Raw genomic sequence first — 26,045 nt, forward strand, 5'->3', positions numbered from 1 at the left:
TCTGTTCTCCCCGTGTCATGTTTACCTGACATGGCTCAATCTTCCGTTGCCATCAGCGCTGACAAGTGATGAATCAGCACGCGCTCTACCTTCGGCCCGTCCAGGCGCTGCGGTTCGAGATAGGCGTGCAGCGCAAGCCCGTCGACCAAGGCGTAGAGCCGCTCTGTCTCCATTTCCTTGTCGATGTTCGCAGGCAGCAGTCCGGACTGCTCGGCATAGTCCATAAGCTTTTGCAAGCCGGGGTAAATGCCGTCATACTGCGCGTCCAATCCGCCCGGCTTATGGCGAAAGTAGGCGGTAAAGGCAAACCAGACCTCCATTTCCGCCATCTTTTCCTGATTGGTAGGCACAAGCTCCAGAATCGTTTTGATAAACTTCTCTCTCGGCGGCAAATCAAGCGAAATAATCTCGCGGATGCGAGCCGTCGCCCTCTCCTTCACGAGCTTCATCGAATACGCCAGCAGCTCGTCCTGCGTGCTGAAATAATGCCGCAGCGCACCTAGCGACAGCCCTGCCTCTGCCGCGATATTGCGAACCGTCGCTCCCTCCATTCCCCGCTCGCTGATGACCCGCCAGGTCGCTTCGGCTATTTGTTCTCTTCGTTTTTCGTGATCGATTTGTTTTGGCATAGCTGTATTTTACCAAGCCCGAACGGGACGAGCAATTAAACAATACACTTGTATTAAATAAAAACAGGTGATAAAATCTTTTTACAATACATCTGTATTAAAAAGGAGAGCGTGAACGTGAACTGGATCGCGTGGATGATCGTTGCCTGTGAAATTGGTTTTTGGGTCGTGATTGCCCTCGGATTGGCCGTGCGGTATGGCTTGGGAAAAGAGCGGCTGGGGCTTTTCATCCTGGCGCTGACTCCCGTGGTCGACCTCGTTTTGCTGGCCGTGACCAGTGTGGACTTGTACCGGGGCGCGACTGCGACCATGGCTCATGCGCTGGCTGCTGTCTATATCGGCGTGTCGATCGCTTTTGGCAAAGGCATGATTCGCTGGGCGGACGACAAGTTTTTGTCCTATGTAAAAAAGCAGCCACTGGCGAAAAAGCCGAAGCTGTACGGGATGGCTTACGCCAGGTCGTATGCAAAGGGCTGGTTCAAGCACGTCTTCGCCTACCTCATCGGGGCGGGGCTGCTGCTCGCGATGATCTTTTTTGTCGGGGATGCCTCGCGGACCGGAGCTTTGGAGCGGGCGATACTGCAATGGGCGGTCGTGCTCGGCATTGACCTTTTGATTACCGTCAGCTTTTTCGTCTGGCCCAAACGGAGCAAAAGCGCCAGCTCGTGACGGTAAAGGTATAACCGTCCACGCCCAGGCAAAAGCCAAAACCGGGCTGGCACAAATACGATGATGCAGGGACAGCGAAACCAGTGTGCGTAGCACTGGGGCGCTGTTCCTTTTTGACATAAAAGCCACGCCAATGTCCGGCCGGAGCTTTTGAATGCGCCGCGCAAGCAAAAATGGCCTGTCGGCAAATACCCCGGATACGGCTACGCTCCGGACAGAAGATAGAAAACCAGCTTCCCTTACCAGATGCCAAACGATTCAGGCTCCACCTTGCCGATCTTGTCCACGCTGGTTTTATCCAGTTCCATCATCAGTTTGGCGAATGTTTCGATTTGCTCGTACATCAGCTCTCCGTCGATTTTGTCTGCCTCGGCATGATCCGGGGCCGTGCACAAATAATCGGGGCCAGGGATGAGCGACACTGTCGGAATCCCTTCCTGAAAAAGCGGCTGGCCTTCGCCAAAATAAATGCGATTGCGCGGGCGCAACAAGACTGTCCGCACCTTTTTCCGTCCCTGCAAAGCTTGCAAGTACAACGCCGCAAGCTCTTTGTTCGCTGTATAAACCAGCTCCGGCGCAATACGGCCTGTCGGCAAAAAGTCTGTCTTGTCCCGATTGTCGCTCCATTCCATGCAGCCCAAATGCTCCAGGGTCAGCCCTGCCACCGCAAGGGCGTGGCCCTCTTTGCCGTCCCACAGCTCAGGATGATCGCGCAACCAGCGGGATGTCGCCTGACGATGGTTCAGTCCGAATTGCTCAAGCTGGAAGTGACCCGTCACGAATACAAACAACATCGTTCGTTCGGGCTTCTCCGCTTGATTCCGCAAAAAATGCATCATAGCCAGCATGCCCAGGCCGCCATTTTCCTCGATTCCATTCGGCCCATCCGTATGCGTGTTGACCAGGATGACCTCCTTGTCCGTTTTTCCGGGAACGACTGCATAAATCGTCTCGCTCGCAGCCTGTTCCTGCAAACTGGCGGACAACGTCAACCTCGCTCTCTTCTTTTTCGAGATGCCTTCCAGTAGAGCTTCTCTCGCTTCGCGATCGACCCACACGCCGGGAAGCCCCTGATAGTCATTGCCAAAAGGCAAGTATTGGTCACGCGCATTTGCCGTGGATATATTTCGCCAAACGCCAATCACTGCCAAGGCGCCTGCTTCTTTCGCTTTTTTCAAATCCGGCACGCCAAGAAACGACTGCAAGACCGGATTTTGCAGGAAAAAAGACAGCTTCGCGTCGTCGGGAAACACGTCGCGCTGTTTCATCAAAAGTGTCGTGGGCAAAGGCCACACCGCTACCTCGACGACTGCAACCTTTCCCCGCGCATGCTTGTAGCTGCCTTTTCCTTTGCCGCAATAGACAAGCTCTCCTTCTATTCCTTGCGAAGAAGTCATGCCTGAATACGGATAAATCGAGGCGACGCGGATTTCTTGCTCCGTTCCGTCAGCCGCCAACAGGTGCAGGCTTGCTTGCTCTGCCTCCCACTTTTGAAAGTAGTGCCGATCTGTTTCAACTTGATAGCTGATGGCCGTGATTTGTTCCCGCAAAAATTCGATAAAACGCTGATGCGCAGCCGTCCCCGTCAACCTCGGCCCGAGCTGGTTCATGTACGCTTGCCAACCTGCGATTGTCGCGCGATCAGGCAATCCTGCCAAAGACTTGTTCACAAGCACTTCCTCCTTTATGCGCTCTCCGCAAGGTCAGGCTTCAAACAAGCTCTTTGACACGGGCACTGGAAATCCCTTCCACCAAACAAAAAATCCGCCGATGATTGGCGGATGAAAGTGGGCTGTGTACGTGCACGAATCAGCTGAATCTGGACTATCCGTTGAGAATGCCCATGGATTGGATATGCTGCTTCGTTTCCTCTGTCCCGCATTCGTAAATGGCGCGGTATATTTGCGTCAAACAATCGTCGTACAGATCGTTTTCCGCGTCAAAATGATACGGGACAGCCAGGGCATGCCCGCGGATGAACGTGTCAAATTCCGTTTCTGTCCTTTGCTCAAACAAGCTTTTCAAAGCGTGTACTTGCAAGTCTGTCGCCTCGATTTCGAACTCGTAGGCAGAATCGCCCTGATTTTCCATGATTGTCCCTGCCTGAACCGAGACGTAATATCTTTTTTTGTCCATTGTTACTCTCGCCTCCCGAACGCTAGTATACGAGTACGGAAATCAGCAATATCGCGAGCAGCACCGCAAACGCTCCCAGGTAAAACAGCATCCCGACATTCCCGAGTACCTTGTGCTTGACGGTTGTTTCGCTGATGTTGTTGTCCAGTTCTTTCGTCTCCTGGCGTTTGGCGTAGCGTATGGTCCAAAACAGCCCGATCAAAAAAAGCAGGCCAAAAATAGCATAGTAAATCCCTGGGTAGTGGAGCATTCCTTCCCCCCGCTTCCTCTTCTGATGATTATCTATAGTTTGCGGGGTAAGGCTTTTTTTATTCACCGGAATCCGGGTATGCTCCGCGTCGATTCAGCTTGCGCCTACACGCCGATCATTTCTGGAGATTCAGACTTCTTTTTGCGCTCGCACCATTTGCGCAATCCCTTGGGCCAACCGCCGGATTTCTTCTTCCGTATTGTAAGGAGCAATCCCGGCCCGAATCCACCCGCCCTTGTCGGCAAGTCCGGCCAGCTCAGCGAGACGCGAGGCGTAAAAATCGCCGCTCGCGATAAACACGCTATGTTCCTCTGCCATTCGCAAGCACGCTTCTTCCGGGTCGATCCCTTCCAAGCGAAAGGCAATCGTCGGTGTTTTTGGCACATGCGCACCAGCCTGGAACAGCTTCACGCCTGCTGTTTGTTGCAGCTCGCTTCGCAAGATGTCAGCCAGATGGTTTTCATACTTTTCCAGCCGGGAAAAAGCGTCCGCCAGCCGTTCGCGGCGGTTGGCACCTGTTCCGAGCGAAGCGATGAAGTCAATCGCCGGGGCGATGCCCGCGATTCCTTCGTGGTTTTGCGTTCCCGTCTCCAGCTTGTCAGGAATGTAGCCCGGCGCTGGAGCGAGTTTGTACGTTTTCAATGACTCGAACAGCGATTGGCGGATGACGGCTATCCCCACATGCGGGCCAAAAAATTTGTAGGCGGAGCACAGCAAAATGTCTGCGCCGAGCTGCTTGCAACTGATCGCCATATGCGGCGCGGCGTGGACGGCATCCACCGCGACGACAGCGCCGACTCTTCGCGCAGCGCGAGCGATCCGCGCCACGTCGTTGATCGTGCCGACCGCATTGGATGCCAATCCGACTGCTACGAGTCGGGTTTTTTCGGTCAAAAGCGTATCCAGCTCCTCGGTGGCAAGCGTCAACGTCTCTGGATCGGCTTTGAGCCACCGGACGAGCACCCCACGGTCCAACGCAGCGGTCAGCCACGGATCGACATTCGCCCGGTGGTCCAGCTCGGAAAGGATGATCTCATCTCCTGGCTGCCAGGAACGGGAAAGCGCTCGCGCGATGGCAAAAGCCAAGGTCGTCATATTCGCGCCAAAAGCGACTTCCTCCGGTGCGGCGTCCAGCAAATCGGCAACCGCTTGCCTGGCGTCGGCAATGATCGCTTCTGTTTCCCGGCTGGTAGGAAACGCTCCGTGCAGATTGGCTCCGCCGTTCTCCATATACCGGAAGATGGCTTGCATGGACGCTGCCACAACTTGCGAGCCGCCCGGCCCATCGAGATAGGCGACGGGCTTGGCGTGGTACGTGCGCTGCAAGGCGGGAAACTGCTCGCGAATTTCTTGCACAGGAAAAGCAGAGGTACGTGTCACTGGCTTTGCCCCCTTTCCAGTCTGCAAATTATTTCCGCCACTTTTGTCTCGGAGGCATGTAGGTCAGCCTGCTTTGCTTGACGCCCATGGCGATCAGGCTTTCCAGCATTTTCGCCGAGGCAAACGACGGATCGATGACAGGCACTTCGTAGCCGTGTTGTTTCAGCCGTTCCTGGAGCGAGGCGGCGACGCCAAGCATTCCCGTGCAGCCAAGCACGAGTCCGTGCGCCTTGTCATCCTCAATCGCCCGCACCATTTCCGCGAACAAGGCGTCTTCCATTTTCGCCTTGTCCACCAAATCCAGCACCGGAATGTCCACATAGCGGACAGATGCGAGCTTGCTGTTGACCCCTGTCGTTTTGCTGACGTTTTCAATCATGTGAATCACATGCGGGAGTACGGTTACAACCGAAAAGCTTTTTCCCAGCATGCTGGCGATGAGCATGGACGACTCCCCTGCTCCCACGACCGGGATGTTTACGACCTCGCGCGCAGCCTTCACGCCCGGATCGGCAAAGCACAAGCTGATGACGCCGGAGCAGCCCTCCTGTTCCGCAGCAATCGCCTTTTCCAGCAGATTCGGGATGCAGAGAGCCTCGTCGTACTCGCCTTCTACGGACGCCGGCCCGTAGTCCAGGTGGCACACGTCTACTTCGACCTGTTTCCCCACATATTGCGCAAACTCCTGCTGCACCTCTTGGTTAAACGTATCCATAATCGTGGGCAATATCACTCTGATTTTCATCCGTCATCCCTCTTTTTTAGTGATGTAGGTTGTTCAGAAGCTTAGTTGCTGTCGCTCGTTTGCAAAACCCCGGCCAGTGTGCCCGCCGCTTTTACCCGGATGCGTGTGGCATTGCCGAGATAAGCGAGCGGAATATCTTCAAATTCCACAATCTCCACCGTCGCTGGATCGGCGCCAGCGGCAATCGCTTCCTCTACGGCAATGCTTTTCGCCTGCTCCAACGTCTCTGCCCGGCCTTTTTCATCCAGGGAAAAGACGCGATCAATCTGTCCGCTGATCTGGGCGATAGCCGCTCCAATCGCGTTGGCAACGCCAGAGTTTTCCGGGCGGATGATCTGCGAAGCTCCTTTGAGCGTATCCGGCAACAAAATGCTGCCGCCCCCGACGAGAATGACCGGAACTGGCTCGCTGCTCGTCTTCATCTTGTCGATCGCTTCCTCGATCATCTCGACCATGCGGCTGTACACCTGTTCAAGCAATGTCCGATCCAGATGCGCTATCTTTTGGGCATCTCCGAGGTTTGCTTTGCCCAGGGCAATGACGACATCTGTCGTCGTCAGCGTATCGCCGCCAAACGCCAGCCCTTTTTGCGGCAGCCGATACCCGACACTGTCAGGCCCGACTGAAAATTGCCCGTCAGCCTGCACGCGGACAATCGTCCCGCCGCCGAGGCCAATCGAGATCAGGTCAGGCATGCGGAAATTCGTCCGTGCGCCGCCGATTTCGACCGCCAGCGAGGACTCGCGCGGAAAAGAATTGACCAGGACGCCGATGTCTGTCGTCGTTCCGCCCACATCCACGACCAGCGCGTTTTCCAGCCCGGACAAGTAGGAAGCGCCGCGGATGCTGTTCGTCGGCCCGCAGCCAATCGTCAGGATCGGGTACTTCATCGCGTACTCGATGCTCATCAATGTTCCGTCGTTCTGCCCGAAAAAGACGCGTGCCTCCACCTGCTCTGCCTTGAGCGCACTCAAAAAGCCCAAAGCCGTTGATTTTGCCACGTTTACAATCGCCGCGTTCAGGATGGTCGCATTTTCCCGCTCCAACAAGCCGACGCTGCCGATTTCATAGGAAAGCGAGATCGGTACGTCATCCCCGAGTACATCGCGGAAAATTTCGGCTGCACGCAGCTCGTGTTCTTTCGATACTGGCGAAAAGACGGAGGTCACCGCTACCGAATCGACTTTGCCTTTGATTTCGCCCGCGATTGCATACAAATGGGCTTCATCCAGCTTGACGATCTCTCTGCCGTCAAATTCATGCCCGCCTGCCACGATGTAGACCCGTTTGCCCAAGTGTCCGCGCAGGTCATCCGGCACGCCTACCAGCGGCTTGATCGCCAGCGTCGCCGGTGCTCCGATGCGAATGACGGCAATCTCGTTCAAATGCTTCCGCTCCACAATCGCGTTGGTGCAATGGGTCGTGCCGAGCATCGCGTACGTGATCTGCTCGCGCGGAACGCCCGAGAGCGCGATCACTTCGCGCATCGCCGCGTAAATCCCGGAGCTGACGTCTTCTGTCGTCGAGCATTTCGTCTGGGCCAACACCTGGTAATCTTTGTCCAAAAGAACAGCGTCTGTATGGGTTCCGCCTACGTCGATTCCAATCCGGTACGTCATTTTGCAACACTTCCTTTCCCGACCAGCTCTTCCACCGGAACGTAGTCCGTGTCATAGCGGAAGTAGCGCGGCCCCACTGTTTGAATACCTTTTTCCGTGCGCCATTTCGGGTGGCATGGCATGCCGATGACGACGACACGCGCCCCGTAGCGCAAGCCTTCTGTCGTGATTGGCAAACCTGTCTCCGAGTCGACGACCGCGATCAGGTCGGGAGTGACACAAAGCAGACGCTCTCCCGATTTCGCCAGCAAATGTTCGTTTTGGAAGCGCAGCTCGACCGTCTGGCCTTTGTATTCGCGCAATCCTTCGATATGGGCTGTGCCAAGCGCCCAACCGCCCTCTGTTTTGCGGTGGACGTCCACGACTTTTCCGGCGAACAACTCAAAGCCGTTCGTCAGCTTCAAAACTTCTTGCACCGGGTCAAGATTGGCTTCCTTGGACAAGCGTATGGCGCGGCCGATTTGTTCTTCCAGGCTCAAAATGTCGTGGATGCCGCTATCCTTCAAATTTTTTCCTGACATCGGATAAATCGCGGAGGTCGCCGCGCCGCCTTTTTGCACCGTAACGCTTCTGGCAATCCGCTCTGTCCACGCATTGTCGATCGTGTCCATAATCGTCACATTGCCCTTCTCGTCCGCCAGCACCATCGGCGTAGCAGAGATGCCATCGAGATAAAACGTCGTCATTTGCAGCTCCGGGAAGGCGCGGCCCATGCCGTCCGCATCAATGACAGGCAAGCCGAGCTGAGCGGCCAAAGCCAGCGGAAGCATCGAGTTAATGCCCCCCGCTTCAATCGGATAAGTCGCGAATACTTCTTTTCCGATGTACTTTTCCAGCGCTTTGAATGTTTGGGAAATCTCGTGCCCGGAAGGTATTTTCTCAACCAAAACGGTCGGCGCGCCCATCCCCCCTGACGCCACCACCAGCGCATCGTCCGGGACTTCATCAATAGACAGCAGCGTAATCGGCCCGTATTCCTCTACAGCTTGCAGGGCCATCAGCTTGCCGATGTACGGATCGCCGCCCCCTCCTGTGCCCAATAAAGCTGCACCGACAGCGATGTCTTCAATTTCTTGCTTACCGATTTTTCTCACGATGATCTCTCCTTTTCTGCAAATGTCAGCCAGCGCGGTTCATATCTGATTTCGTCAGCTTGGCGTCTGGTGCGGAACCAAACAGCTTCATGCCCAAGTAGTAGACGATCCCGCTGGCAACGAGCGAATTGATTGACGGGATGCCCCAGTCAAACAAGTAGCCTGTGAAAAAGCCAAGCGCCCACGCCGCAAGCGCAACTGGATTCATCGATTCGCAAGTGTCAGGCAATGCGCCTCGCTTGCGGCTCTCCTCCAAGACGGCCCGGCTGCGCTTCAAAATGAAGTAGTCGACGACCATGATCCCCGCAATCGGCGGCACCCACACCCCGAGGAAAATCAGGAAGTTGACGAACTGATCCAAAATGCCAAGCACAGACAGCACAGTCCCTACGACACCGACGACCAACGTAATGAAGCCGCGATTGACGTTTTTGCCAAAAATCGAGTCGATAAAATTGGTGATCCCGAGCGATGCCGAGTACAAGTTGATATCGTTGATCTTGACCGTGGCAAACACGACTGTGGCTGCGCCGAGCCAGCCGGACGTCTGCAAGGCAATCGTCACGACGTCGCTGCTTTGGACCGCATGCGCCATGAGCACGGCAATCAGGTTGATTCCGATTTCCCCGATCACAACCGAGATCAAGGTGGACCAGAGGACATCCTTGCCACTTCGGCAATACCGCGTCATATCGGGAGTGAGTACCGCACCGACCATGAAGCTGCCAGCCACCATCGTCGCCGCTGTGCCCAATGTCAAGGCTGGTCCCGGAGCAGCCGACGCGATCAACTCGCTGAGCGAGTGATTTTCAAACACGTTGTAAATCCCGTAGGCAACCGCCAGCAAAAAGCCCGGCACCGCGATTTTGGCTGTCAACCCGAGCCATTTGAAGCCGAAAACGACGATTGCGGTCACGAACAGCCCCGTCAACGTGGCTGACAGCGGAAAGCCAAGCGCCCCACCCAACGCATCGTTCAGCCCTTGACCGAAGATCGAGTTTTGCACCCCGAACCAGCCAATCGTCGCCACGGCGATCATCAAACCGATCATGCTGGAGCCGTACTTGCCGAATCCGGTCCATCTGGTCAGCATGCTCGTGGACAGCCCTTCCCGCATGCCCGCGATCCCGATCAAAAACGTAATGACCTCCAGCAAAATACATCCCAGCAAGCTCGCCAGTGCCGCATCCCAGAACGTCATTCCGTATCCGAGCGCCGCCCCCAAAATAAACTGACTCAATGATGTAAAAGCCCCGATGCGAATGACCAGGATTTCCCACATCGGCACCCGCGCCTCTTTTGGCACGCGCGTGAGCGAGAAATCGTCTGCCATCTTGGAATGACCCGCCATCACATTCACCCTCCTTCATGTTGTTTGTGTGCCTATCCATCTAATAAGGGAATAAGTGCGAAAAAAGTGTTGCCCGTTGCCCAAAAGTCTTTGTCAGCCTTGCTTCATGCAGCCCTCGCTTTCCTCGATAATGTTGCGGCAGCTCCTTTGACGAATCAGGGATAGATTTTTGTATTATCTGAAAATTTTATAAAAGCAAATCCCATGCCAACCCGTTTTCGCTTATACGCACAAAAAAACAGATGCGAGCTACACTCGCTGCATCTGTTTTTATCATATTTGTAAAAATATAGTTGAAAATTTCGGGAGCAGTCTGGAAAAGCAGCGAAGCTCTCCTTGATGACAAACCGTTATTTCTCTTCATTTCTCATACTTTCTCACGGTTTCGCAGTTTTATCACTTTGAGAAAATGGCTTGTGCGAAAAAACGGGGAACGGCCAAGCCCCGCCAGCCGCTTCCTGTCAGCTCTTATCGCTCTCTCCGCTTTTACCGCCTCTGCCCAATCGCCTTCACCCTCATGCGCAAGGCGCGCGTCGGCATATACGAAAGCGGGATCGTCTCTGCCGACTGCACAAACACCGTCTCTGGCACAGCCCCTGCCTGGATCGCAGATTGGATCGCCTCCGCTTTTGCCACCTCGATGATCTGTTCCCGCTTTCCTTCCTCCACCAGCCAGTAAATCCGGTCGACGCTGCCGCTGACAGGCGCTATACATGCGCCAATCGCGCTGGCATGAGGATAAGCAGGCGGGTGAACCACCTCAGACCACGGGTATTTGAAAAAGGCAGCCAAGGCTTCGCTCTCTTGCCCGACGAACACGATCGGAAGCGGCTCGAAGCGCGGCTGAAAGCGCTGGATCGCGTGATAGACCGCATCCAGCAAATCATCGTCGACCGCCTCATGCCCGTCGCGTACAATCAGCGCCGTATCCGGCATCTGCAAATTGAGCCGGATTCCCGCCAGCTTTTGATTGCGCCTGCTTTCTTTGGGAAAGCCGCCTTCCAGCACACCGACGCAAACCTTTTCCCGGCTCACATCGACGACGATACAGTCATTCATCCGGGTCAAAAGCGCGGCGCCGCGGAAGCTGTCCGAGATTCTGGCGCCAAACGTGCGGATCGGGTGGCGCAAAGCCGATTCGTACGTGAGCAATGAGCCGTCGCTCTGCGTCAAAAAAATCTCCGCCGCAAGCTTTTGCCTGTCGAGCAGCTCCCGCAAGCCTGACAGCGAGTCGTGCGTAAGCTTTGACAGAGCGGCATTGAGAATCGTCGCGTTTTCCCTTTCCAAAAAGCCGATGCTGCCCAGTTCATGCGACAGAGCCACGGGCCGCTCCTCGCCGCAAATCTCCCTGACCCATTCTGCCACCTGGATTTCATGCGCATGACTGACAGGGGAAAAAGTTCCCGTTATGGCAAAAGCTTCTGCCTGTCCAGCATCCAGGTCGCGCAGCTCCCGCTCGACTTCCGCCCGCGTCAGTTGGCGCAAAGAAACACTTCCATCCAGCTCATGTCCGCCGTATACGTGACAAGAGCTCAGACCGATTGCCTCCTGCAACCGGACAGGGGCACCGTACAGCGGAGGAATCATGCTTTTCGCCTGGCCGATGCGTATGGAGCATACTTTTGCCAGCTTCTTTCCTTCGCGCAGCGCATTTTCAAAGTAGTCCGTCCCGATAATGACATCCGCGATCTGGCTGCTCCACGCTTTGTTTTCCCGCAAGATGGCCTGCAAAACTTCCGCGATGCCGGACAGCATGTCCGGTGAGGTGCGCACCTTGGCAGTCGCGACAATCGCTGCATTTTCATCCATCAGCACGGCATCTGTGTGCAAACCGCTGACGTCAATTCCCAAGCGCAGCATCGCTCACCCGCTCCCTTCCTCGGAAAACCGCTGTTCCACCGGCACGTAGCTGTCTCCTACCCCGAAGTTCCACGGCCCCACGAAATCGAGCATCTTGGGGTGACGGAGGATGATCGGGCACGGGATGGCGATCACCCAGACTTTCATCTGCTTTTCCAATTCGTCGATCATGAGCGGAAGACCGCTGTCTGCTTCCAAAATGCAAATCAGGTCGGGCACAGTGGCAACAATCCGCTCTCCTTGTCTCGCCAGCAAGTATTCACTCTGAAACTCGATCTCGACCTGTTCCGTATGGTGAAAGCCGCTTCCTTCCACCAGCAGCTCTCCGCGCAAAAAGCCGTCCTGCAAATAACGTTGCAGCTCGACGATCCTGCCTTCGATCAGCTTGCAAGGCTTGCCGTAGATCGAGTTTTGCAGTTCCGCCGCCAGACTGCTGTAGACGCGCTGCACGCTGCTTCCTGCCGCCAGTACGCTTTCGCCAATTCGCTTGCACACGGAAAACGTATGATGGATCGCGGCTTCCTGCAACAGCTTGCCTGTCATGGGAAAGCTCGCCAAGGCTACCGAACCGCCCATGTTCGTCATGGAAATCCGCGCCGCCCGCTCGATTTCAATCGTGGACGGATGCAAGTAGCGCTGGCACTTGCCGTTGTCGGCACAGATGATGAACGGCCTGGCTTCGGCTCCAAAAGCGTGAAACGTCGTCATCTGGCACTCGGGAAAAGCCCGGCCCATCCCGTCTGCATCGACCAGCGGCAAGCCCGTCAGCGCTGCCGCCAGTATCGGCGTGATCGCATTGATGCCCCCGATTTCCAGAGCGATCAGCGCCCTTGCCTTGATCTGCTTCTCTTCTTCCAGCAGCCGAAGCGCCATGATCAGCTCATGCCCTGACATCATTTTTTCGTAATGGACAGCGGGCGAGCCCATCATCGACATCGAGACGACCCATGCATCGTCTTGCAGCTCGAAAGGAGAGAGCAGCCGGACCGGGCCGTTGTCGTGAATGGCCTGCTTCGCCATGATTTGCAAAACGGTCGTGTCGCCAGCTCCTCCAGAGCCGAGAAACATCGCTCCGCACGCGATCGAGTCCACGTCTTTTTCCTCCAGATACATGCCACTCTCCACTCCCTCTCGTTGAATATCCTCATGCCCTTGTCAGCGTGGGAGAAGCCTACTTGCGATTGATTTTTTGCAGGCGTCTGTACAGGGTAGCGACGCTAATGCCCAAAAACTCCGCAGCCTTCCGCTTCCCTTCGGTGCTTTTGCCAAATTGCTGGATCGCTTGCAACAGAAGCTGTACCTCCGCTTGCTCGCTTGAATCGCCCAGTCGGATGGGTACAGCGTCTGGCGGGACAGACGCATGCGCAGACGCAGCCACGGACGGCGCTTGCGGCAGGACAGCAAGCGCTTCTTCACTGGTGCGATTCCCGCGAATGATCGCAGGCAAACTGCTGATCGTCACCAGGTCGCCGATCTCCAGGTTTACGATGTATTCCAGCGTGTTTTCCAACTCGCGAATGTTTCCCGGCCAGTGGTAGTCGATCAAACATTTCAACGCCTGGGCGGAAAAGCGCTTCGATTCCTTGCCCAGCTTGTCCGCAAACAGCTTCAAATAGTAGTGGATCAGGTCGTACAGGTCGTCTTTTCGCTCGCGCAACGGCGGTACGTGCAGCGGGATGACGTGCAAGCGGTAGTACAAGTCCTCGCGAAACTGACCGCTGACGATCATCGCGTCGAGATCCTTGTGCGTGGCTGCGATCAACCGGACATCGACAGGGATGCTTTCTGAGCCGCCCACCCGCTCGATTCGCCGCTCCTGCAGGACGCGAAGCAGCTTGGCCTGCAAAAACGGCGGCATATCGCCGATCTCATCGAGAAACAGCGTCCCGTGCAAAGCCAGCTCGAACCGCCCTGCCTTGCCGCCTTTTTTCGCTCCGGTAAAAGCCCCTTCCTCGTAGCCGAACAATTCGCTTTCCAACAAGGCTTCCGGTATCGCCGCGCAGTTGATGGCGACAAACGGCCCGCTGCGGCGCGAGCTGGCATCGTGAATCGACTGGGCGAGCACTTCCTTGCCCGTCCCGCTCTCTCCGCGAATCAGAACCGTCGAATCGCTTTTGGCAATTTTGGCTGCCGAGTCTTTCAGCGCCCGGATCGCCTCGCTGTTTCCGCGAATGTCGGCAAACGTATAGCGCGTGACATACCGCCGATTTTTTTCCTGCTCCGACTCCTTGCGCTGCTCTGTGAACTGCAAGATCGCTCCTTCCGGCTGTTGCCCGATGTACAACGGATGCAGTCGGCAGAGGCAAGGCAGGCGTTTTCCGCTCCCGTCGACAATCTCCACGGGAAAATCGCGCAGCGGCTTGCCCTTTTTCACAAAGTCGAGCAGCTTGGCAGAAGGCGCGAAAGCTTGCAAGTTTTTCGTCAAAAGGACAGCCAGGGAACGTTGCCATACGTGCTCGGCCGCATGATTGGCATGCATGACGCGACCGTTTGCATCCACAACCAGCACCGGCTGGCCGATGAACGTCAACAGCCCTTCGACTTCTTGCAGCAGCAGTTTTCTGTCCTTGCTCTCCTGTCCTGTCATCCCTGCACTCCCCGTTTGCGATATTTTCAGATTTATTATACAGAATAGCTCATGCCACTCCCGTGTTCCAGCAAAAGCCTGCACCAAGTTTTTTCCACGCAAAAAAGCACCGCCATTACGGTGCTTCAATGCTGCTTCCTTATTCCATCCGAAAAATCGGGCCTTTCGCCACAAAAGGCAGATGACTTCCTTTTGGCAGCATGAACGCATGGCTGCGCGTAATCCGCAACCGATCGCACTCCCCGTCTGTAATGATGAGAATCGGACCATCCTTGGGAAAATCGTCGGCCTTCTCCAGCAGGTCGATGCCCGGCTGCAAAACCGTACCGCCGCGCCCCTTGACACTTACGCGATCCGCGATGTCGTCGGGCGAAAGATACCCGGCATCGTACGCTTGCGCATCGCAAAAGACGACACGGGCATACGGAACATCGCGCGCCTCGCTGTAGCTCGCAATCGCTCCCAACGCTTTTCCCAAAAGCTTCGTTCCCATCGATCCGGACGTGTCGATCACGACTCCGAACGTACGCGCCAACTGCTCCGTCTCCATATGCGCCCAGGCCGGGCGGGCAATATCCGGCGTGGAGGATTGCCTGCGGCTGGCGCGAGCGTACGTGCGTCTCTTTTCCAATGGCGGAAAATGCTCGTCGAACCAGCGTGCCAGCTGCACATCCCACGGGATCGGCGGTTGACCCAGGGCGCGGATTTCTTCCACCAATCCTGCCGGCAAAAGCCCCCTGCCCCGCTCCTGGTGATAGATCAGACCTTGCGACATGGCACTGCGGTAAAAGTCATCCAGCGTCGTGCCCGGCCCCATTTCCCAAAAGCGCGGATCATCTCCGTCCAAAATATCGCCCATGCCAATTCCTCTGAGCGTGTACAACTTGCGGTACGTCCGCATATCCGTGACGATGCGATCGTAGATGGCTTCGGCCGACAGCCCTTTCAAATCGGGATCGTACAGCCCGCCAATCTGCGGAAACCGCCCCACTCCAAGCTCCATCAGCCATTGATTGATCACGTAGTCGCAGCTTACATTCCAGAAGTACGGGTCCCTGCCCTGACAACGCTCATGGTGGCGCAAGCCCGCGTGCAGCAGTTCATGCGCCATCACGAACTTGCATTCTTCCTCGTCCAGCCCTGCCGCCGGATTGATGAAAATCTCTCCGGCGTTCACATCGATGGCAGCCACCGATATTTGCAGGCGCTGACAGATCAGGGAGTCCTCGATAATCGTGAAATGGCTGGCCAACGAAGCAAGCAACGGGTAGTGATTGATGAACCAGCGCTTGGCTTTTTGCGCATCCGTCAGCTTGACCGCTTCGCTGCCCAGCGCATCGGCATATCCTCCCGCCACGCTCACAGCGCTCTGGACGGCTTGGGATAGCCCGATGCCGAGAAGCCGCTCCCACTTCACGTCCCGGTTGTAGTTGTACCGCACGTATTTGTCCGTGAACAGCATATCCGGCTGTCTTTCCCCGCCTGTTCCGAACAGCTTCAAATGCTCGGGAACGCCGTGCTCGACAAACCATTCGTACAGCTCTTCCTCGCTCTTGCCGGACAGCTCCAGCTCGTAGGACATCTCGGCAGGAGGCTTCCCCAGCTTCATGTCCTTCAAAAAGCGGGTGACGTAACAATCGCAAGCGATGTTCCACAGAGCAGGATGCTTTTTTTCTACAAAGTGCCCAAACCCAAGGTGCAGCAGAGCATGGGCGAGGACGTAAATCCATTCCTCAACCTCTCCCCTGCGCTTCGCATGGACGTGTATGCTCCCGTGCTTGGTCACGACTGCCCAGCCGTTGTCCGGGCATAAATTGTGCTCCCTGCGAAACAGGTCGGCGCGGGAGAACAGCGGCCCGAACATCGGATGATGCGCCAAAAACTGGACGGCCTGCTGATAGTTTTGCGTCGCGGGATCGGTGTTTGCTCTCGCTCCTTTTCCCATCGGCTACTTGCCCTTTCTGTCCAGAGCCAGGCGCGGCAAATCGCGGATGACTTCAACGACAAACCAGTCCGGCAGCCCATCCCCGTCGTCGTGGCGGGCGACGACCATCTGCGCCATCTCCAGCGAGATCGCCGAAAGATCCTTGAGCAAAGCTTTGGCCCGGTGAGCAAACCGCTTGTGCAAATCGCTTACGGAAGCTTTGTCTTGCGGCAGCTCTTTTTTGATCTGGGCGCGGAACGAATCGGCCAAAAAGTACAGCACATCCCGATCCTCAGGCGCACTCGGGAAAGAAGTCTCTCCTTCCAAAATGCGATGAAGCTGGTACTTGCCTTGCAGGTTCTTGTGAAAAGCCTTGAACTGCGCGGCATGCTGCGGCGTCAGGCAACCGTACGCGAGCACACCGACCATTTCGCTAGTCAGGCCATCGCCAAACTCATGCAGCGCGTCCGACAGCATATGCCAGGAACGCGGGGTGGAAAACGGTTCTTCCGTCTTCGGCGGCTGCGACCACAAATAATCGGGACGCACCTCCAAAAATTGCAGAACGTACGAGTGAATCCCGTTTGTATACGCCCAATTCAGCCATTGCTCGTGGGAAACCAGCAGCTGCACGTGAAACATCCGGTTGATCAGCGCCGACGACATCGGCTTGACAATCGCGCTGTCCTGGGCACGGTTTCCCGCCCCGATCACAATCGACCCTTCCGGCAGGTGGTAATCCCCGATTCTGCGCTCGTGAATCAGACTGTAAAACGCTTTTTGCACCTCTTGCGAACACGCATTCAGCTCGTCGAGAAAGAGGCAGTACGGCTCTTCCCGCGCGATTTGGGCAGGCGGGCAAAAGCGGCTTTTGCCGTCCACAATTTGCGGGACGCCGATAATATCTTCCGGTGCCAGCTGACTTCCCAAAAGGGAGACGCAGGGCAAGCCTACCTGCTGGGCAAACGCCTCAACAAGGGCGGACTTCCCGATCCCCGGCGCTCCCCAAATAAAGACGGGACGGGCCACAGCTACATTGAGCAGCACGTCCATCAGTTGATTTTGCGTTACGTTGATGGCTAGATTCATTCCAATACCTCTCTTGTTCGAATAATGTTAGCGGCAATCGACCTCTTTCCTTCGTGTATTCCATTGGCTTTAGCGACCGTCACACCACAAATATTTCCTAATTTTACAAGATGTCTGGACAGCAGGCAAGGAAAAAAGCTCGCAGCAGCGTTTATTGCCTTCACGCTGCTGCGAGCTTTTTTCGTACCTTTCGCGACTTCCTTCCGATGCGATCAAAGCGAGACGACCCCTGTCATGCCTGAGCGCAGGTTGCCTTTTGCGTTGCTCACGACAATTTTCACCGTGTACATGTTCGTTCCCGGGTCTGCTTTCGGGCTGATTCGCGCCACTTTCCCCTGGACGTGCTGCCCGATCGCCTCAATCGCCACATCGACTTGTTGCTCAGGGGAAAAACGGGCAATGTCTGTCTCGGAAACGCCGATGACGACATACAGCCGATCCGTGTTGACCACGCTCATAACGGCTGTGTTTGCATTCGCCATTTCGCCTGCCTGCACATTTTTCGTACTGATGTAGCCGCTGATCGGACTTTTCAGCGTAGCGTTATCCAACTGGTACTGGGCATTGGCTACCGCTGCTTGCGCCTTCTGCACGCTGGCCTCGTATTGGGCAATCTGCTCCTTGGTCGCCCCGTTCTTCGTTTTGTCGTACATCGCCTTCATCTGGTCGACATTGGAGGCAAGCGATTGCAGCGCCGGCTTCGTTACCCCTTGTTTGGCCAGCCTTACCTCTTCCTCGGCTCGCACGTACTGCGCTTCTGCCTGCGCCAAAGCGGTCTGCGCATCGTCCAGCCCCTGACTGGAAAGGCCGCCTTGCTCGTATAAAGCTTTGGCCCGCGCATACTTGGCTTTGGCAGATTCGTAGACGGATTTCGCCGACTGTTCGGACGCTGCAAGCTGGGAAAGCTCCTCGGGCCGCTTGCCGTTTTTCACTTCTTCATACTTGCTTGCAGCCTGTTGCCAGCCCGCTTTTGCGTACTGCAAGTCTTCCGCTCTCGGCCCTTTTTTCGCTTCCTCCCACTTCGCCTGTGCCATGGCAAGCTCCGCTTTGGCCATGCTCAAACTCGCCGCAAGCTCGACTGTCTCCATCTCCACAAGCGGAGCACCTGCTTCTACCCGGTCGCCTGTATCGTGAAGAACGGCTTTCACTCTGCCCGCTGTCTTGGGGAAAATCGTCACCTCTTCAATCCCGACCATTTTTCCGCTGAACACATGCGTCCCCGCTTCTTTCGCTGTCGCCTGCGCCCCTTGGACAGTGTCTGTCGACAATGCCACAGGCTGCACCGATCCGCAACCAGCCAGGCAGATCATTGCGACGCTTCCTGCCAATACAGCCAGCCGCTGTTTATACTTTTTCATGGGAAACCCTCCTGATAAGTGATGGGGAAAAATCGATCAATCTACGATCGCCGAACGACTCGCTTCCTGGCCTGCTTGCAGAGCGGCCTTGTTTTCTTTCACAATCAGCATGGTCAAAAACGCCGCTACCAGCACGAGAACCGCCACGAACAAACTGTCTTGCAGCGCAGCGATTGCCGCGTATTTTCGCACGAGTTGACCGAGCAATCCGACAGCCGACGAATAGGCTTCCGAAAGCGACATGCCTTTTGCCACGTACATTTGCTGCCATTGGGACAGCGTCTCCACGACGGATTGCCGCGTGGTCGTGACCTGCTCGCCCATTTGTGCCGCGTGCACCGCGCCTCTTCTGGTAAACAAGGAAATCAATCCGGCAATGCCGATCGAGGTAGCAACTTGCCGAGAAATATTCGTGATCACCGAAGCTGCGGGCACTCGTTCCGGCTCAGATACAGCCACCAGCGGAATTTGCATGGAAGTCATCAGGCACATGCCGAGTCCGATCCCGCGCAAGGCAAGCAGCCAGTGAATCGTCGACATGCTGGTGTTCAAATCGACTTGGGTTAAAAAATATCCGGGCACGATGCATAAAGCGAGACCGACGACAATCAAAGGCTTCAAACCGATGCGCGTCGCCAGCATGCCGCATATCGGCGTGACGATCCCGGAGGCAATCGCTTGCGGCAGCATCATCAGCCCGGTATCCATCGCCGTGCGACCGAGCATGTTCTCCGAATAGATCGGCAGCAGGTAAATGACGCCGAAATTGCCGACCATAATCAGACTGTTTACCAAAAGCCCGAGCGTAAACTGCCGATTGGCGAACAGCCGCACATCGACCAGCGGATGAGCCGTCGACAGCTCTCGCATCACGAACATGTACCCGCAGATCAAGGCACTCATCAGCAACGATACGATCGTAAAAGAGTCCCAGCCGTACTCCTCGCCTTTCGTCACGGCGAGCAGAAGACTCACCAGCGCTACAGCCGACCAGACAAACCCTTGCAGATCAAAAGGCTGTTTACGATTCGCTTCGCTTTCCTGCAAGCAGCGCCACACCAGAAACATCGCCAAAATGCCAAACGGAATGTTCACCGTGAAAATGAATCGCCAGTCGAGATGCTCGACGAAATAGCCGCTTAACGTCGGCCCGACAGCGGGAGCGACAAAGACCGAGATGCCGAATACTCCCATGGCTGGGCCGATTTTTTCGCGCGGGACGACGAATTGAATCATCGATTGCCCGATCGTCATCATCAGTCCGCCGCCTGCCGCCTGAATGATTCGCGCCGCGATCATCGTCCCGTTGCTGACAGCCAGACCGCACAGCAGCGAACCGAGTGTGAACAGGAACAGGCTGGCGAGATAGCTTTTTTTGATGCCGAACCGGATACCCAAAAACCCGGCCAGCGGAATGACAGCAGCCATCGTCAATGTATAGCTGGTCACGACCCATTGAATTTCCTCCGTCGACGCCCCGAACACATTCATCATTTCCGGAATCGCCACATTGACGATGCTCGTATCGAGCACAGCCATGAACGTACCAAGCACGATCGCAAACACACCCGGCCAAAAATTTTCTTGAGGACTCATCGGCTACACATCCTTATCGCACGTGGATGGACACATTGGCATTCAAACCTGGCTGAAAGTCGTACGGCCCCTCGTCAAACGTAATTTTTACAGCGATGCGCTGGGTTACTTTGGTGAAGTTTCCGCTCGCATTCACTAGCGGCAGCAAGGAAAATGTCGACTGGGTAGCTTCGCCGATGCGATTGACCGTTCCGCGGAACGTTTGCCCCGGGTATTTATCCAGCACGATATCGACCGGCTGCCCGACCTGGATATAGCCCGCTTCTGCTTCCTCCACATGCGCTTCCACGTACAGCTTCCGCTTGTCGACGACCAGCGCCAACGTGTTGCCCGCACCAATGACCTCGCCTTCCTTGGCGGCTCTTTGCAAAATCACGCCGTCGATCGGGGAACGGACCATCAAGCTGTCCACCTGGGTCGGACTTGCCGCGTTGACTTGCTCCTGTTCAGCCACGATCTCGTCTTTTTGCACCTGACTGCCGACATCGACCGTCACATGCGTCAGCTTTCCGGCCACCTTGGGGGCAATTTTGTAAATCTCGCCCGTCACGACAGCATCTTCCGTTTTGACGTAAAAATAGCTCTGGTAACCGTAGTAGCCGACTACAGCGACGACCAGCAGAAAAACGGCGGCCAAAATCAGCTTCGGATTGCGTTTTTTCTTTTCCATAACAGGTGATTGCCTCCTTGTTCGCACTCACAAACCGACTGTCGGTTTGTGAGTGGGTAAAATATCAGGCTCGCACGTTCATGCGATGCCTCGTCTCAGGCTTGCTTTTTCAAAAAGTAACGCTTCACTACTGGACGCACGAGGATGGTAGCGGCGATCCCGACGATGTTCCAAATATTGACCAGCAAAACGCCTGTTTCTCCGGAAATCATCGCGAGCGCAAACAGTACGGAGCAAACGAGCGAGAGTGCGAACACAACAGCCCAGATAAGTGTCAACCAAAAATTCGAGGCGAGAAACAGCGGATGCGTGGTGAAGCTCTCCGGCACTACTTTTTTCGCGTATTGAAGCGTAAACGGCTTTTTGATGCACAGCGACCAGATGGCTGCCAGGGCAAGAATCGCGTACATGAACAATTGGGTAAAGTCGAACAGATGAAACACAGGGAAGAACAAGGCAATCCAGAAGCCGCAAAAGAAGTAAAATACTTTGATCGCGATAATCGTCGTCACTTCCCCGAATCGCTTTTTCTGAAACAAATAGATCAGCAGGGCGAGAACGAAGCCGATGGCAAACCCGAGTGTCGGCGGCTGCACTTGAAACGCTACGATAAATGGGATCAAGTCGATAAAGATCCAGAACAAAGTCATGATCACGGTACAACTCTCCTCGTCACCTTTTTTATGAATGATGGAATCAGTCATTGCTTTCTGATCTAATAATACAAACCGACCGTCGGTTTGTAAAGCCTTTTTTCAACATTTTTTTCCTGTCATGTCTTCACGCTTTGTCTGTACTTCACCAACAAGTACCACGCAATGGCAATCGCCCCGCCAATCAGCAAAAACGTCAAGCCGTAATGCCTGACATAGACGGTGACTTTGAACCATTCTTTTTCCAGCGCTCTGCCCAAAAGCAAGAAAGTGATGCTCCACAAAAAAGCTCCCGTATAGGCAAACACCGCGAAGACGCGATACTTCATCCCGGACATCCCTGCCAAGTAAGCCGTGATGTGGCGGACACCCGGCAAAAAGTAGCCGACAATCAACAAAAAGGTGCCGTACTTGGCGAACAGCTTTTGCGTGGACTCGATCTTTTTCGGATTCAAATGCAAATATGGCCCCACTTTGAGCAAAAGCGGCAACCCCCATTTGGACGCGATCAAGTAGCTGACGGTGATGCCTGCGGCCGCTCCCAAAAAAGCGCTCAGCACGGCAAACGGCATCTGCAAAACCCCGCGCGACACAGCGTATCCGGTATACGTCATCAAGACTTCATCGGGAATCGGCAGCCCGATCACCCCAAGCGCAAGCGAAAAAAACACGCCCACATATCCGTATTTCATCACAAAAAAGTCCAGGTGCTGTTCCACGGCTACCTCCAAAAAACGTTTTCCTCTTCCATTGTATTCCCTCCTGCCTGCTTGTCATTCTTGATTTTTTTGCGAGATTCGCCCCTTTCCGCTCTCCCTTTCCGCATGAAAAAGACAGCCTCGTTCTCGCCCAAAGCGAAAAATCCGGCTGTCTTTTTGGCAATCGTTCTTTGTTTTGTCGAGCTTTTACGCGGACGGTTTTTCCTCGTCCGAATCGGTCGGTGCAGCGTTGTTTTTCTTTTTGTTGAACAGCTTTTTCACGAAGCCGCCAATCGCGCCCAACAGCACGACGATAATAATCCAACCTTTTTTGGCAAAGGCGAGAATCAGGGCGAGGAAGCCCAGCTTCTTCGCAGCGGCAACGCCCAAGCCTCCGAGAATCAAGCCAGTCAGCCCGTATTCAGCGACCTTGTCTGTCTTGGCGTCAAAATCGCTGTAGCGCTGGCCTTCTTTTACGACGAAGTTTTTCAAGATTTTTTCCCGCAATGTCTGCTTGTCCTTCGCGAGCGCTGGAACGTCCGTCACAAGAATGAAAGAAACATGGCCGGTACGCGTCAAAACTTGCAGCTTGTAGTTCAAAAACTGGGTTTTCTGCGCGGTTTCCGCAAGCATGGAGTATTCCAGTTCATGCGTCGCCGCGTTATAGGACGGCTTTACATTCCAGCCGATCACATGAAACTGCTCCTCCGGCTGTCTTTGCTTGTTCGCTTCCTCGGTGCCGTCCTTGTAGCTTTGCAGCAGTTCTTCGGCATTGATTTCGTTTTGCTCGTCGTCGCTAATATGTCCGGTGTCTTCGTATTCGATAAACAACGCCCAATTTTCGCTGTCTTCGATCGGATGGACGCTCCCGATTTCGTTCATGGTCGGGATGTCGCCATTTTCTTTCTCCATTTTGATCGTGTCGTCTTTATTGAGAAAGATCATATTTTCCGGGACTGTGAAGGAGAACTTCCCTTCCATTTCTACTTTCGTTCCGCTCTCGACAACGTTGTAGTTCCCTGCCGCACTCGCAGGCAGGACACTTCCGAACACAAACATGCTTACAACTAAAAATGATAGCCAACTTCGTCTTTTCATGCCTGACCCCTCAATCCTGTTTATTCAAGAACCTCCTCATCTTACCGGGATCATTTTCCTATTTCAAAGAGAATTTAGAAATTACAGGGAAAATTGATTCAAATTAACTGGATATAATTGGTTAATGATTTGTTTTTCTGTTACTTTTTCCTCATTATCTATAGGGCGTTTTTCACACAAAAGCCTGGCTGCACTTATGCTGTTCTCCATGTGAACTACGGATGAATCGGGTGAAGCCATGAATGATGGGGGAACAGTGGGGCGCCACCATGGAGAGCGGCTTTTAGGTGGCTGTTCGATTTGGTATAAAAACGCAGCACGGTGCAGAAAAATAGCACTATTCCCCAGACTACTCGCTTGCGACTCCCCCCTACCGGGATATCGTCACGCCCAACTCCGATACGCTGTACATGAGCGCCTGGCTTGACTTGTCCCGAACGCCTGTCTTGCTGAGCGTGCCCGCCAATCCGCAAAACCGTTACTTTACCATGCAAATGCTGGACGTGTACACGAATACGTTTCGCAACGTCTCCAACCGCTCAACCCGGCAGGAGGCAGCACGCTACTTGCTCGTTGGCCCGAACTGGAAAGGAAATCCTCCGCCGCATACGCCCGTGATACGGCCCCGACCCGTAACGTCTGGCTCATCGGCCGTGTGGAGGTGAAGAGGGACGCCGACTTGCCGCAGGTTGTCGCCTTCGAGAAGCAGTTTGCTCTAGCACCGCTGGCCGCAGCCAAAGAGCCGCCCGCCCTGTCGCTCTCCCTCGCTACCCAACCAGATGCGTGGACATCTTTGGCTTTTTTTCAAGTGATGGCAGAGATGCTTCGCAGCACCCCGCCCCCGGAATGCGACCGCACCCTGCTCGACCAGTTTGCGCTCATCGGGATCAGCGCGGCTAAAGGCTTTTGACCCGCAAGCCATCGGTCCCGCCAGCTTCCGCAAGCAGCAAGTCTGGCCCGCTATTGAACTAACGAAGACTTGGGAGCGTTAAGCAGCAAATCCGGTTTGCGTTCAGCCTGAACAGCGAAAAGGCATTGTCTCTCTTCCGCCGACAATGCCTTTTGCTTATATAGCGAATGGAGTTAGTAATGGGCAATTCCCATGGGGCGGTCATCGCTTTCGATACAGTACTGAAACGCCTTGTCCGGATTAGGGGTATTGTACGTAGTCAGCAAATCCTGGTAGGAGCCTGCATACTTCACATTCCCCGCATGAAGAATGAAAATTTTGCAATCGATAAATTCCAGCTCCTGCAATTGATGAGTCGACATCATAACGGTGTGCCCGGCTTTTTTGGCTATGCCCGCAATCTTGTTCAATATTTTTAATCTGGCCGAAGGGTCAACCCCACTCGTTGGCTCGTCAAACAAATAGAAGCTTTTGTTAATCTCGGCAAACAAGGTGACGAGCAGCCACTTCCTTTCGCCAACAGACATTTGCCCAAACTTCCGATTCCAAAGCTCCCTGACCAGTTCTCTTTCTCGGTCATCCATCAGAGACAAACACCTCTCCGGATTTTTATCGAACGCTCTGTCCGCTATATGTAAAATAAGTCGCGCAATGTCCCTGCCTTTCAAAATGGGGGAAAAGTACAAGCTTTGCGTTTGATATACGATTTCTGTCGCTTGCGGGATTCCGTCAATCGCGCCCTCCTGAATCGCCAACACTCCCGTCAGCAAATCAAAAAGCGTTGTTTTCCCTGCCCCATTCAGGCCAATGACCACATTGACCTTATCTGCTTCCAGTTTCATATTCAGTTGATTGATCGCTTTCTTTTCACTCTTCGGGTAGGAAAACGATATATTTTTTAATTCAATCATCTGTTCTCCACTCTTTCCTGTTTTAGATTAGGTTCTTCTTACGGTTGAAGCGATTTTTATTTTCGACCATGCAATGACCCCAATCGCGATGTAGACCAGCGAAATGACCAAAAGAAACAGGTGGTTACTATTCAGGTGAAGGTTATTGGTCAATGCATCATAGGTAAACACGGAAAAGCGAAACACATATTCAACCGGATTTAAATAGTAAAGGATAGTAGTGAAAAAATCGGTAGACTCGCCACGATAGATAGCCAAATACGTCGCCGGAAAAATCAGCATATTGACAAGCGTATAGGCAGACGACGCTCTTACCGACAAGCTTGCGATTGATAGCGACAACATAAACAGCGGGAGTAAAACAACTAGATAGGTACACACAGCCGTGAAAAACAGAAGAAAAATAGGGTAATCAAAGACGATGGAAATAACAAGCGTAAACAAAGCAAGACTAACCAGCCCAAAAACAATTTGACTGAGTAAAAGTCCCACGATAATAGGAACTTTTGAACCGCAGATGAAGACAAAACTTTTCAGGATGCCTAATTCTCGAAAATCGGTTAATCTTAGCCCAATCCCGTTAAACACTACCAGCACCGCAGAGAAGGCCCAAAAGCTGGCGTAGTAATAAACAGCTTTCGAAACATCCGGCTTGGCGTGAAACCAACTGTAATTGATAGAAAAAAACAACAACAGAGGCAACAGGATCGACCAGGCTAACGCAATTTTTTCATCGATCATCGACTTGATAAATACGATAAAAAATTCGTATGATTTTCTAAGCATTCGGTCCCTTTTCCTTTCTCTTTTTGATTTTT

At 54.3% G+C, this 26,045-nt stretch carries 24 protein-coding genes and 1 pseudogene; 3 read left to right on the top strand and 22 right to left on the bottom strand.

Going from position 1 to position 26,045, the window contains the following annotated elements; genetic code table 11:
- Positions 1-35: 35 nt before the first annotated feature.
- A complete protein-coding gene (locus HP435_RS24695) occupies positions 36-629 on the bottom strand; it encodes a TetR/AcrR family transcriptional regulator (RefSeq protein WP_173598560.1) in 594 nt (197 codons plus the stop codon).
- 117 nt (positions 630-746) lie between these two features.
- Here HP435_RS24695 and HP435_RS24700 point away from each other — a divergent pair, with 117 nt between their 5' ends.
- Positions 747-1,298 (top strand): hypothetical protein, encoded by a 552-nt coding sequence (locus HP435_RS24700; RefSeq protein WP_122966776.1) that lies wholly within the window; start codon positions 747-749, stop codon positions 1,296-1,298.
- A gap of 239 nt (positions 1,299-1,537) precedes the next feature.
- Here HP435_RS24700 and HP435_RS24705 read toward each other — a convergent pair whose 3' ends face one another.
- From HP435_RS24705 to HP435_RS24795, 19 genes are all read right to left on the bottom strand, one after another.
- Entirely contained in the window at positions 1,538-2,968 is a 1,431-nt protein-coding gene (locus HP435_RS24705) for a zinc-binding metallopeptidase family protein (RefSeq protein ID WP_173598561.1), read from the bottom strand.
- Positions 2,969-3,122: 154 nt separating this feature from the next.
- Entirely contained in the window at positions 3,123-3,434 is a 312-nt protein-coding gene (locus HP435_RS24710) for a hypothetical protein (RefSeq protein ID WP_122966774.1), read from the bottom strand.
- A 22-nt stretch (positions 3,435-3,456) separates the two neighbouring features.
- The gene (locus HP435_RS24715; RefSeq protein ID WP_122966773.1) at positions 3,457-3,684 is read right to left on the bottom strand and encodes a hypothetical protein; all 228 of its coding nucleotides are present in this window, start codon (positions 3,682-3,684) and stop codon (positions 3,457-3,459) included.
- A 129-nt stretch (positions 3,685-3,813) separates the two neighbouring features.
- The gene (locus tag HP435_RS24720; protein ID WP_173598562.1) at positions 3,814-5,064 is read right to left on the bottom strand and encodes a cysteine desulfurase-like protein; all 1,251 of its coding nucleotides are present in this window, start codon (positions 5,062-5,064) and stop codon (positions 3,814-3,816) included.
- Between the two features lie 28 nt (positions 5,065-5,092).
- The gene (locus HP435_RS24725) at positions 5,093-5,809 is read right to left on the bottom strand and encodes an aspartate/glutamate racemase family protein (RefSeq protein ID WP_122966771.1); all 717 of its coding nucleotides are present in this window, start codon (positions 5,807-5,809) and stop codon (positions 5,093-5,095) included.
- 41 nt (positions 5,810-5,850) lie between these two features.
- Complete coding sequence (locus HP435_RS24730) at positions 5,851-7,428, bottom strand: hydantoinase/oxoprolinase N-terminal domain-containing protein (protein WP_173596629.1); 1,578 nt, start codon at positions 7,426-7,428, stop codon at positions 5,851-5,853.
- A complete protein-coding gene (locus HP435_RS24735; protein ID WP_173598563.1) occupies positions 7,425-8,522 on the bottom strand; it encodes an S-methyl thiohydantoin desulfurase family protein in 1,098 nt (365 codons plus the stop codon). Before HP435_RS24735 ends, HP435_RS24730 begins: the two co-directional genes overlap by 4 nt.
- 25 nt (positions 8,523-8,547) lie before the next feature.
- Positions 8,548-9,873 (bottom strand): purine-cytosine permease family protein, encoded by a 1,326-nt coding sequence (locus HP435_RS24740; protein WP_173598564.1) that lies wholly within the window; start codon positions 9,871-9,873, stop codon positions 8,548-8,550.
- 486 nt (positions 9,874-10,359) lie between these two features.
- A complete protein-coding gene (locus HP435_RS24745) occupies positions 10,360-11,733 on the bottom strand; it encodes a hydantoinase/oxoprolinase N-terminal domain-containing protein (protein ID WP_173598565.1) in 1,374 nt (457 codons plus the stop codon).
- 3 nt (positions 11,734-11,736) lie between these two features.
- Positions 11,737-12,846 (bottom strand): S-methyl thiohydantoin desulfurase family protein, encoded by a 1,110-nt coding sequence (locus HP435_RS24750; RefSeq protein WP_122966766.1) that lies wholly within the window; start codon positions 12,844-12,846, stop codon positions 11,737-11,739.
- Between the two features lie 58 nt (positions 12,847-12,904).
- The gene (locus HP435_RS24755; RefSeq protein WP_122966765.1) at positions 12,905-14,320 is read right to left on the bottom strand and encodes a sigma-54 interaction domain-containing protein; all 1,416 of its coding nucleotides are present in this window, start codon (positions 14,318-14,320) and stop codon (positions 12,905-12,907) included.
- Positions 14,321-14,459: 139 nt separating this feature from the next.
- Positions 14,460-16,265, bottom strand: a complete 1,806-nt coding sequence (locus HP435_RS24760; protein ID WP_173596625.1) for a DUF2201 family putative metallopeptidase — start codon at positions 16,263-16,265, stop codon at positions 14,460-14,462.
- A gap of 3 nt (positions 16,266-16,268) precedes the next feature.
- Positions 16,269-17,333: an AAA family ATPase gene (locus HP435_RS24765; RefSeq protein ID WP_122966553.1), complete on the bottom strand. Its 1,065-nt coding sequence runs from the start codon at positions 17,331-17,333 to the stop codon at positions 16,269-16,271.
- Positions 17,334-17,545: 212 nt separating this feature from the next.
- Positions 17,546-18,691 (bottom strand): HlyD family secretion protein, encoded by a 1,146-nt coding sequence (locus tag HP435_RS24770; protein WP_122966552.1) that lies wholly within the window; start codon positions 18,689-18,691, stop codon positions 17,546-17,548.
- Between the two features lie 36 nt (positions 18,692-18,727).
- Complete coding sequence (locus HP435_RS24775; RefSeq protein ID WP_173598566.1) at positions 18,728-20,287, bottom strand: DHA2 family efflux MFS transporter permease subunit; 1,560 nt, start codon at positions 20,285-20,287, stop codon at positions 18,728-18,730.
- A 13-nt stretch (positions 20,288-20,300) separates the two neighbouring features.
- A complete protein-coding gene (locus HP435_RS24780; protein ID WP_173596623.1) occupies positions 20,301-20,957 on the bottom strand; it encodes an HlyD family secretion protein in 657 nt (218 codons plus the stop codon).
- 95 nt (positions 20,958-21,052) lie between these two features.
- Complete coding sequence (locus HP435_RS24785) at positions 21,053-21,607, bottom strand: amine oxidase (RefSeq protein ID WP_229049975.1); 555 nt, start codon at positions 21,605-21,607, stop codon at positions 21,053-21,055.
- Positions 21,608-21,729: 122 nt separating this feature from the next.
- On the bottom strand, positions 21,730-22,341 hold the full coding sequence (locus tag HP435_RS24790) for a DedA family protein (RefSeq protein WP_122966556.1): 612 nt from the start codon (positions 22,339-22,341) through the stop codon (positions 21,730-21,732).
- A 174-nt stretch (positions 22,342-22,515) separates the two neighbouring features.
- Positions 22,516-23,406, bottom strand: coding sequence for a DUF2167 domain-containing protein (locus tag HP435_RS24795; protein WP_229049752.1), 891 nt, complete (start codon positions 23,404-23,406; stop codon positions 22,516-22,518).
- Positions 23,407-23,816: 410 nt separating this feature from the next.
- Here HP435_RS24795 and HP435_RS24800 point away from each other — a divergent pair.
- Both HP435_RS24800 and HP435_RS24805 read left to right on the top strand, forming a co-directional pair.
- Positions 23,817-24,070, top strand: a pseudogene (locus HP435_RS24800) (DUF1254 domain-containing protein); the annotation flags it as partial.
- Between the two features lie 15 nt (positions 24,071-24,085).
- On the top strand, positions 24,086-24,316 hold the full coding sequence (locus HP435_RS24805; RefSeq protein ID WP_229049997.1) for a hypothetical protein: 231 nt from the start codon (positions 24,086-24,088) through the stop codon (positions 24,314-24,316).
- Between the two features lie 173 nt (positions 24,317-24,489).
- On the opposite strand, the gene HP435_RS24810 is transcribed toward HP435_RS24805, so the two are convergent.
- A complete protein-coding gene (locus HP435_RS24810; protein WP_122966548.1) occupies positions 24,490-25,227 on the bottom strand; it encodes an ATP-binding cassette domain-containing protein in 738 nt (245 codons plus the stop codon).
- 27 nt (positions 25,228-25,254) lie between these two features.
- On the bottom strand, positions 25,255-26,013 hold the full coding sequence (locus HP435_RS24815) for an ABC transporter permease (RefSeq protein ID WP_122966547.1): 759 nt from the start codon (positions 26,011-26,013) through the stop codon (positions 25,255-25,257).
- Between the last annotated feature and the right edge of the window lie 32 nt (positions 26,014-26,045).

The organism is Brevibacillus sp. HD3.3A, assembly GCF_013284375.2.
Classification (GTDB): domain Bacteria; phylum Bacillota; class Bacilli; order Brevibacillales; family Brevibacillaceae; genus Brevibacillus; species Brevibacillus parabrevis.

Bases quoted from the DNA above. Each gene is read 5' to 3' on its own strand.
- HP435_RS24695 (WP_173598560.1), bottom strand. From the start codon at position 629: ATGCCAAAACAAATCGATCACGAAAAACGAAGAGAACAAATAGCCGAA.
- HP435_RS24710 (WP_122966774.1), bottom strand. From the start codon at position 3,434: ATGGACAAAAAAAGATATTACGTCTCGGTTCAGGCAGGGACAATCATG.
- HP435_RS24715 (WP_122966773.1), bottom strand. From the start codon at position 3,684: ATGCTCCACTACCCAGGGATTTACTATGCTATTTTTGGCCTGCTTTTT.
- HP435_RS24725 (WP_122966771.1), bottom strand. From the start codon at position 5,809: ATGAAAATCAGAGTGATATTGCCCACGATTATGGATACGTTTAACCAA.
- HP435_RS24730 (WP_173596629.1), bottom strand. From the start codon at position 7,428: ATGACGTACCGGATTGGAATCGACGTAGGCGGAACCCATACAGACGCT.
- HP435_RS24740 (WP_173598564.1), bottom strand. From the start codon at position 9,873: ATGGCGGGTCATTCCAAGATGGCAGACGATTTCTCGCTCACGCGCGTG.
- HP435_RS24745 (WP_173598565.1), bottom strand. From the start codon at position 11,733: ATGCTGCGCTTGGGAATTGACGTCAGCGGTTTGCACACAGATGCCGTG.
- HP435_RS24750 (WP_122966766.1), bottom strand. From the start codon at position 12,846: ATGTATCTGGAGGAAAAAGACGTGGACTCGATCGCGTGCGGAGCGATG.
- HP435_RS24755 (WP_122966765.1), bottom strand. From the start codon at position 14,320: ATGACAGGACAGGAGAGCAAGGACAGAAAACTGCTGCTGCAAGAAGTC.
- HP435_RS24760 (WP_173596625.1), bottom strand. From the start codon at position 16,265: ATGGGAAAAGGAGCGAGAGCAAACACCGATCCCGCGACGCAAAACTAT.
- HP435_RS24765 (WP_122966553.1), bottom strand. From the start codon at position 17,333: ATGAATCTAGCCATCAACGTAACGCAAAATCAACTGATGGACGTGCTG.
- HP435_RS24770 (WP_122966552.1), bottom strand. From the start codon at position 18,691: ATGAAAAAGTATAAACAGCGGCTGGCTGTATTGGCAGGAAGCGTCGCA.
- HP435_RS24775 (WP_173598566.1), bottom strand. From the start codon at position 20,287: ATGAGTCCTCAAGAAAATTTTTGGCCGGGTGTGTTTGCGATCGTGCTT.
- HP435_RS24780 (WP_173596623.1), bottom strand. From the start codon at position 20,957: ATGGAAAAGAAAAAACGCAATCCGAAGCTGATTTTGGCCGCCGTTTTT.
- HP435_RS24785 (WP_229049975.1), bottom strand. From the start codon at position 21,607: ATGACTTTGTTCTGGATCTTTATCGACTTGATCCCATTTATCGTAGCG.
- HP435_RS24795 (WP_229049752.1), bottom strand. From the start codon at position 23,406: ATGAAAAGACGAAGTTGGCTATCATTTTTAGTTGTAAGCATGTTTGTG.
- HP435_RS24810 (WP_122966548.1), bottom strand. From the start codon at position 25,227: ATGATTGAATTAAAAAATATATCGTTTTCCTACCCGAAGAGTGAAAAG.
- HP435_RS24815 (WP_122966547.1), bottom strand. From the start codon at position 26,013: ATGCTTAGAAAATCATACGAATTTTTTATCGTATTTATCAAGTCGATG.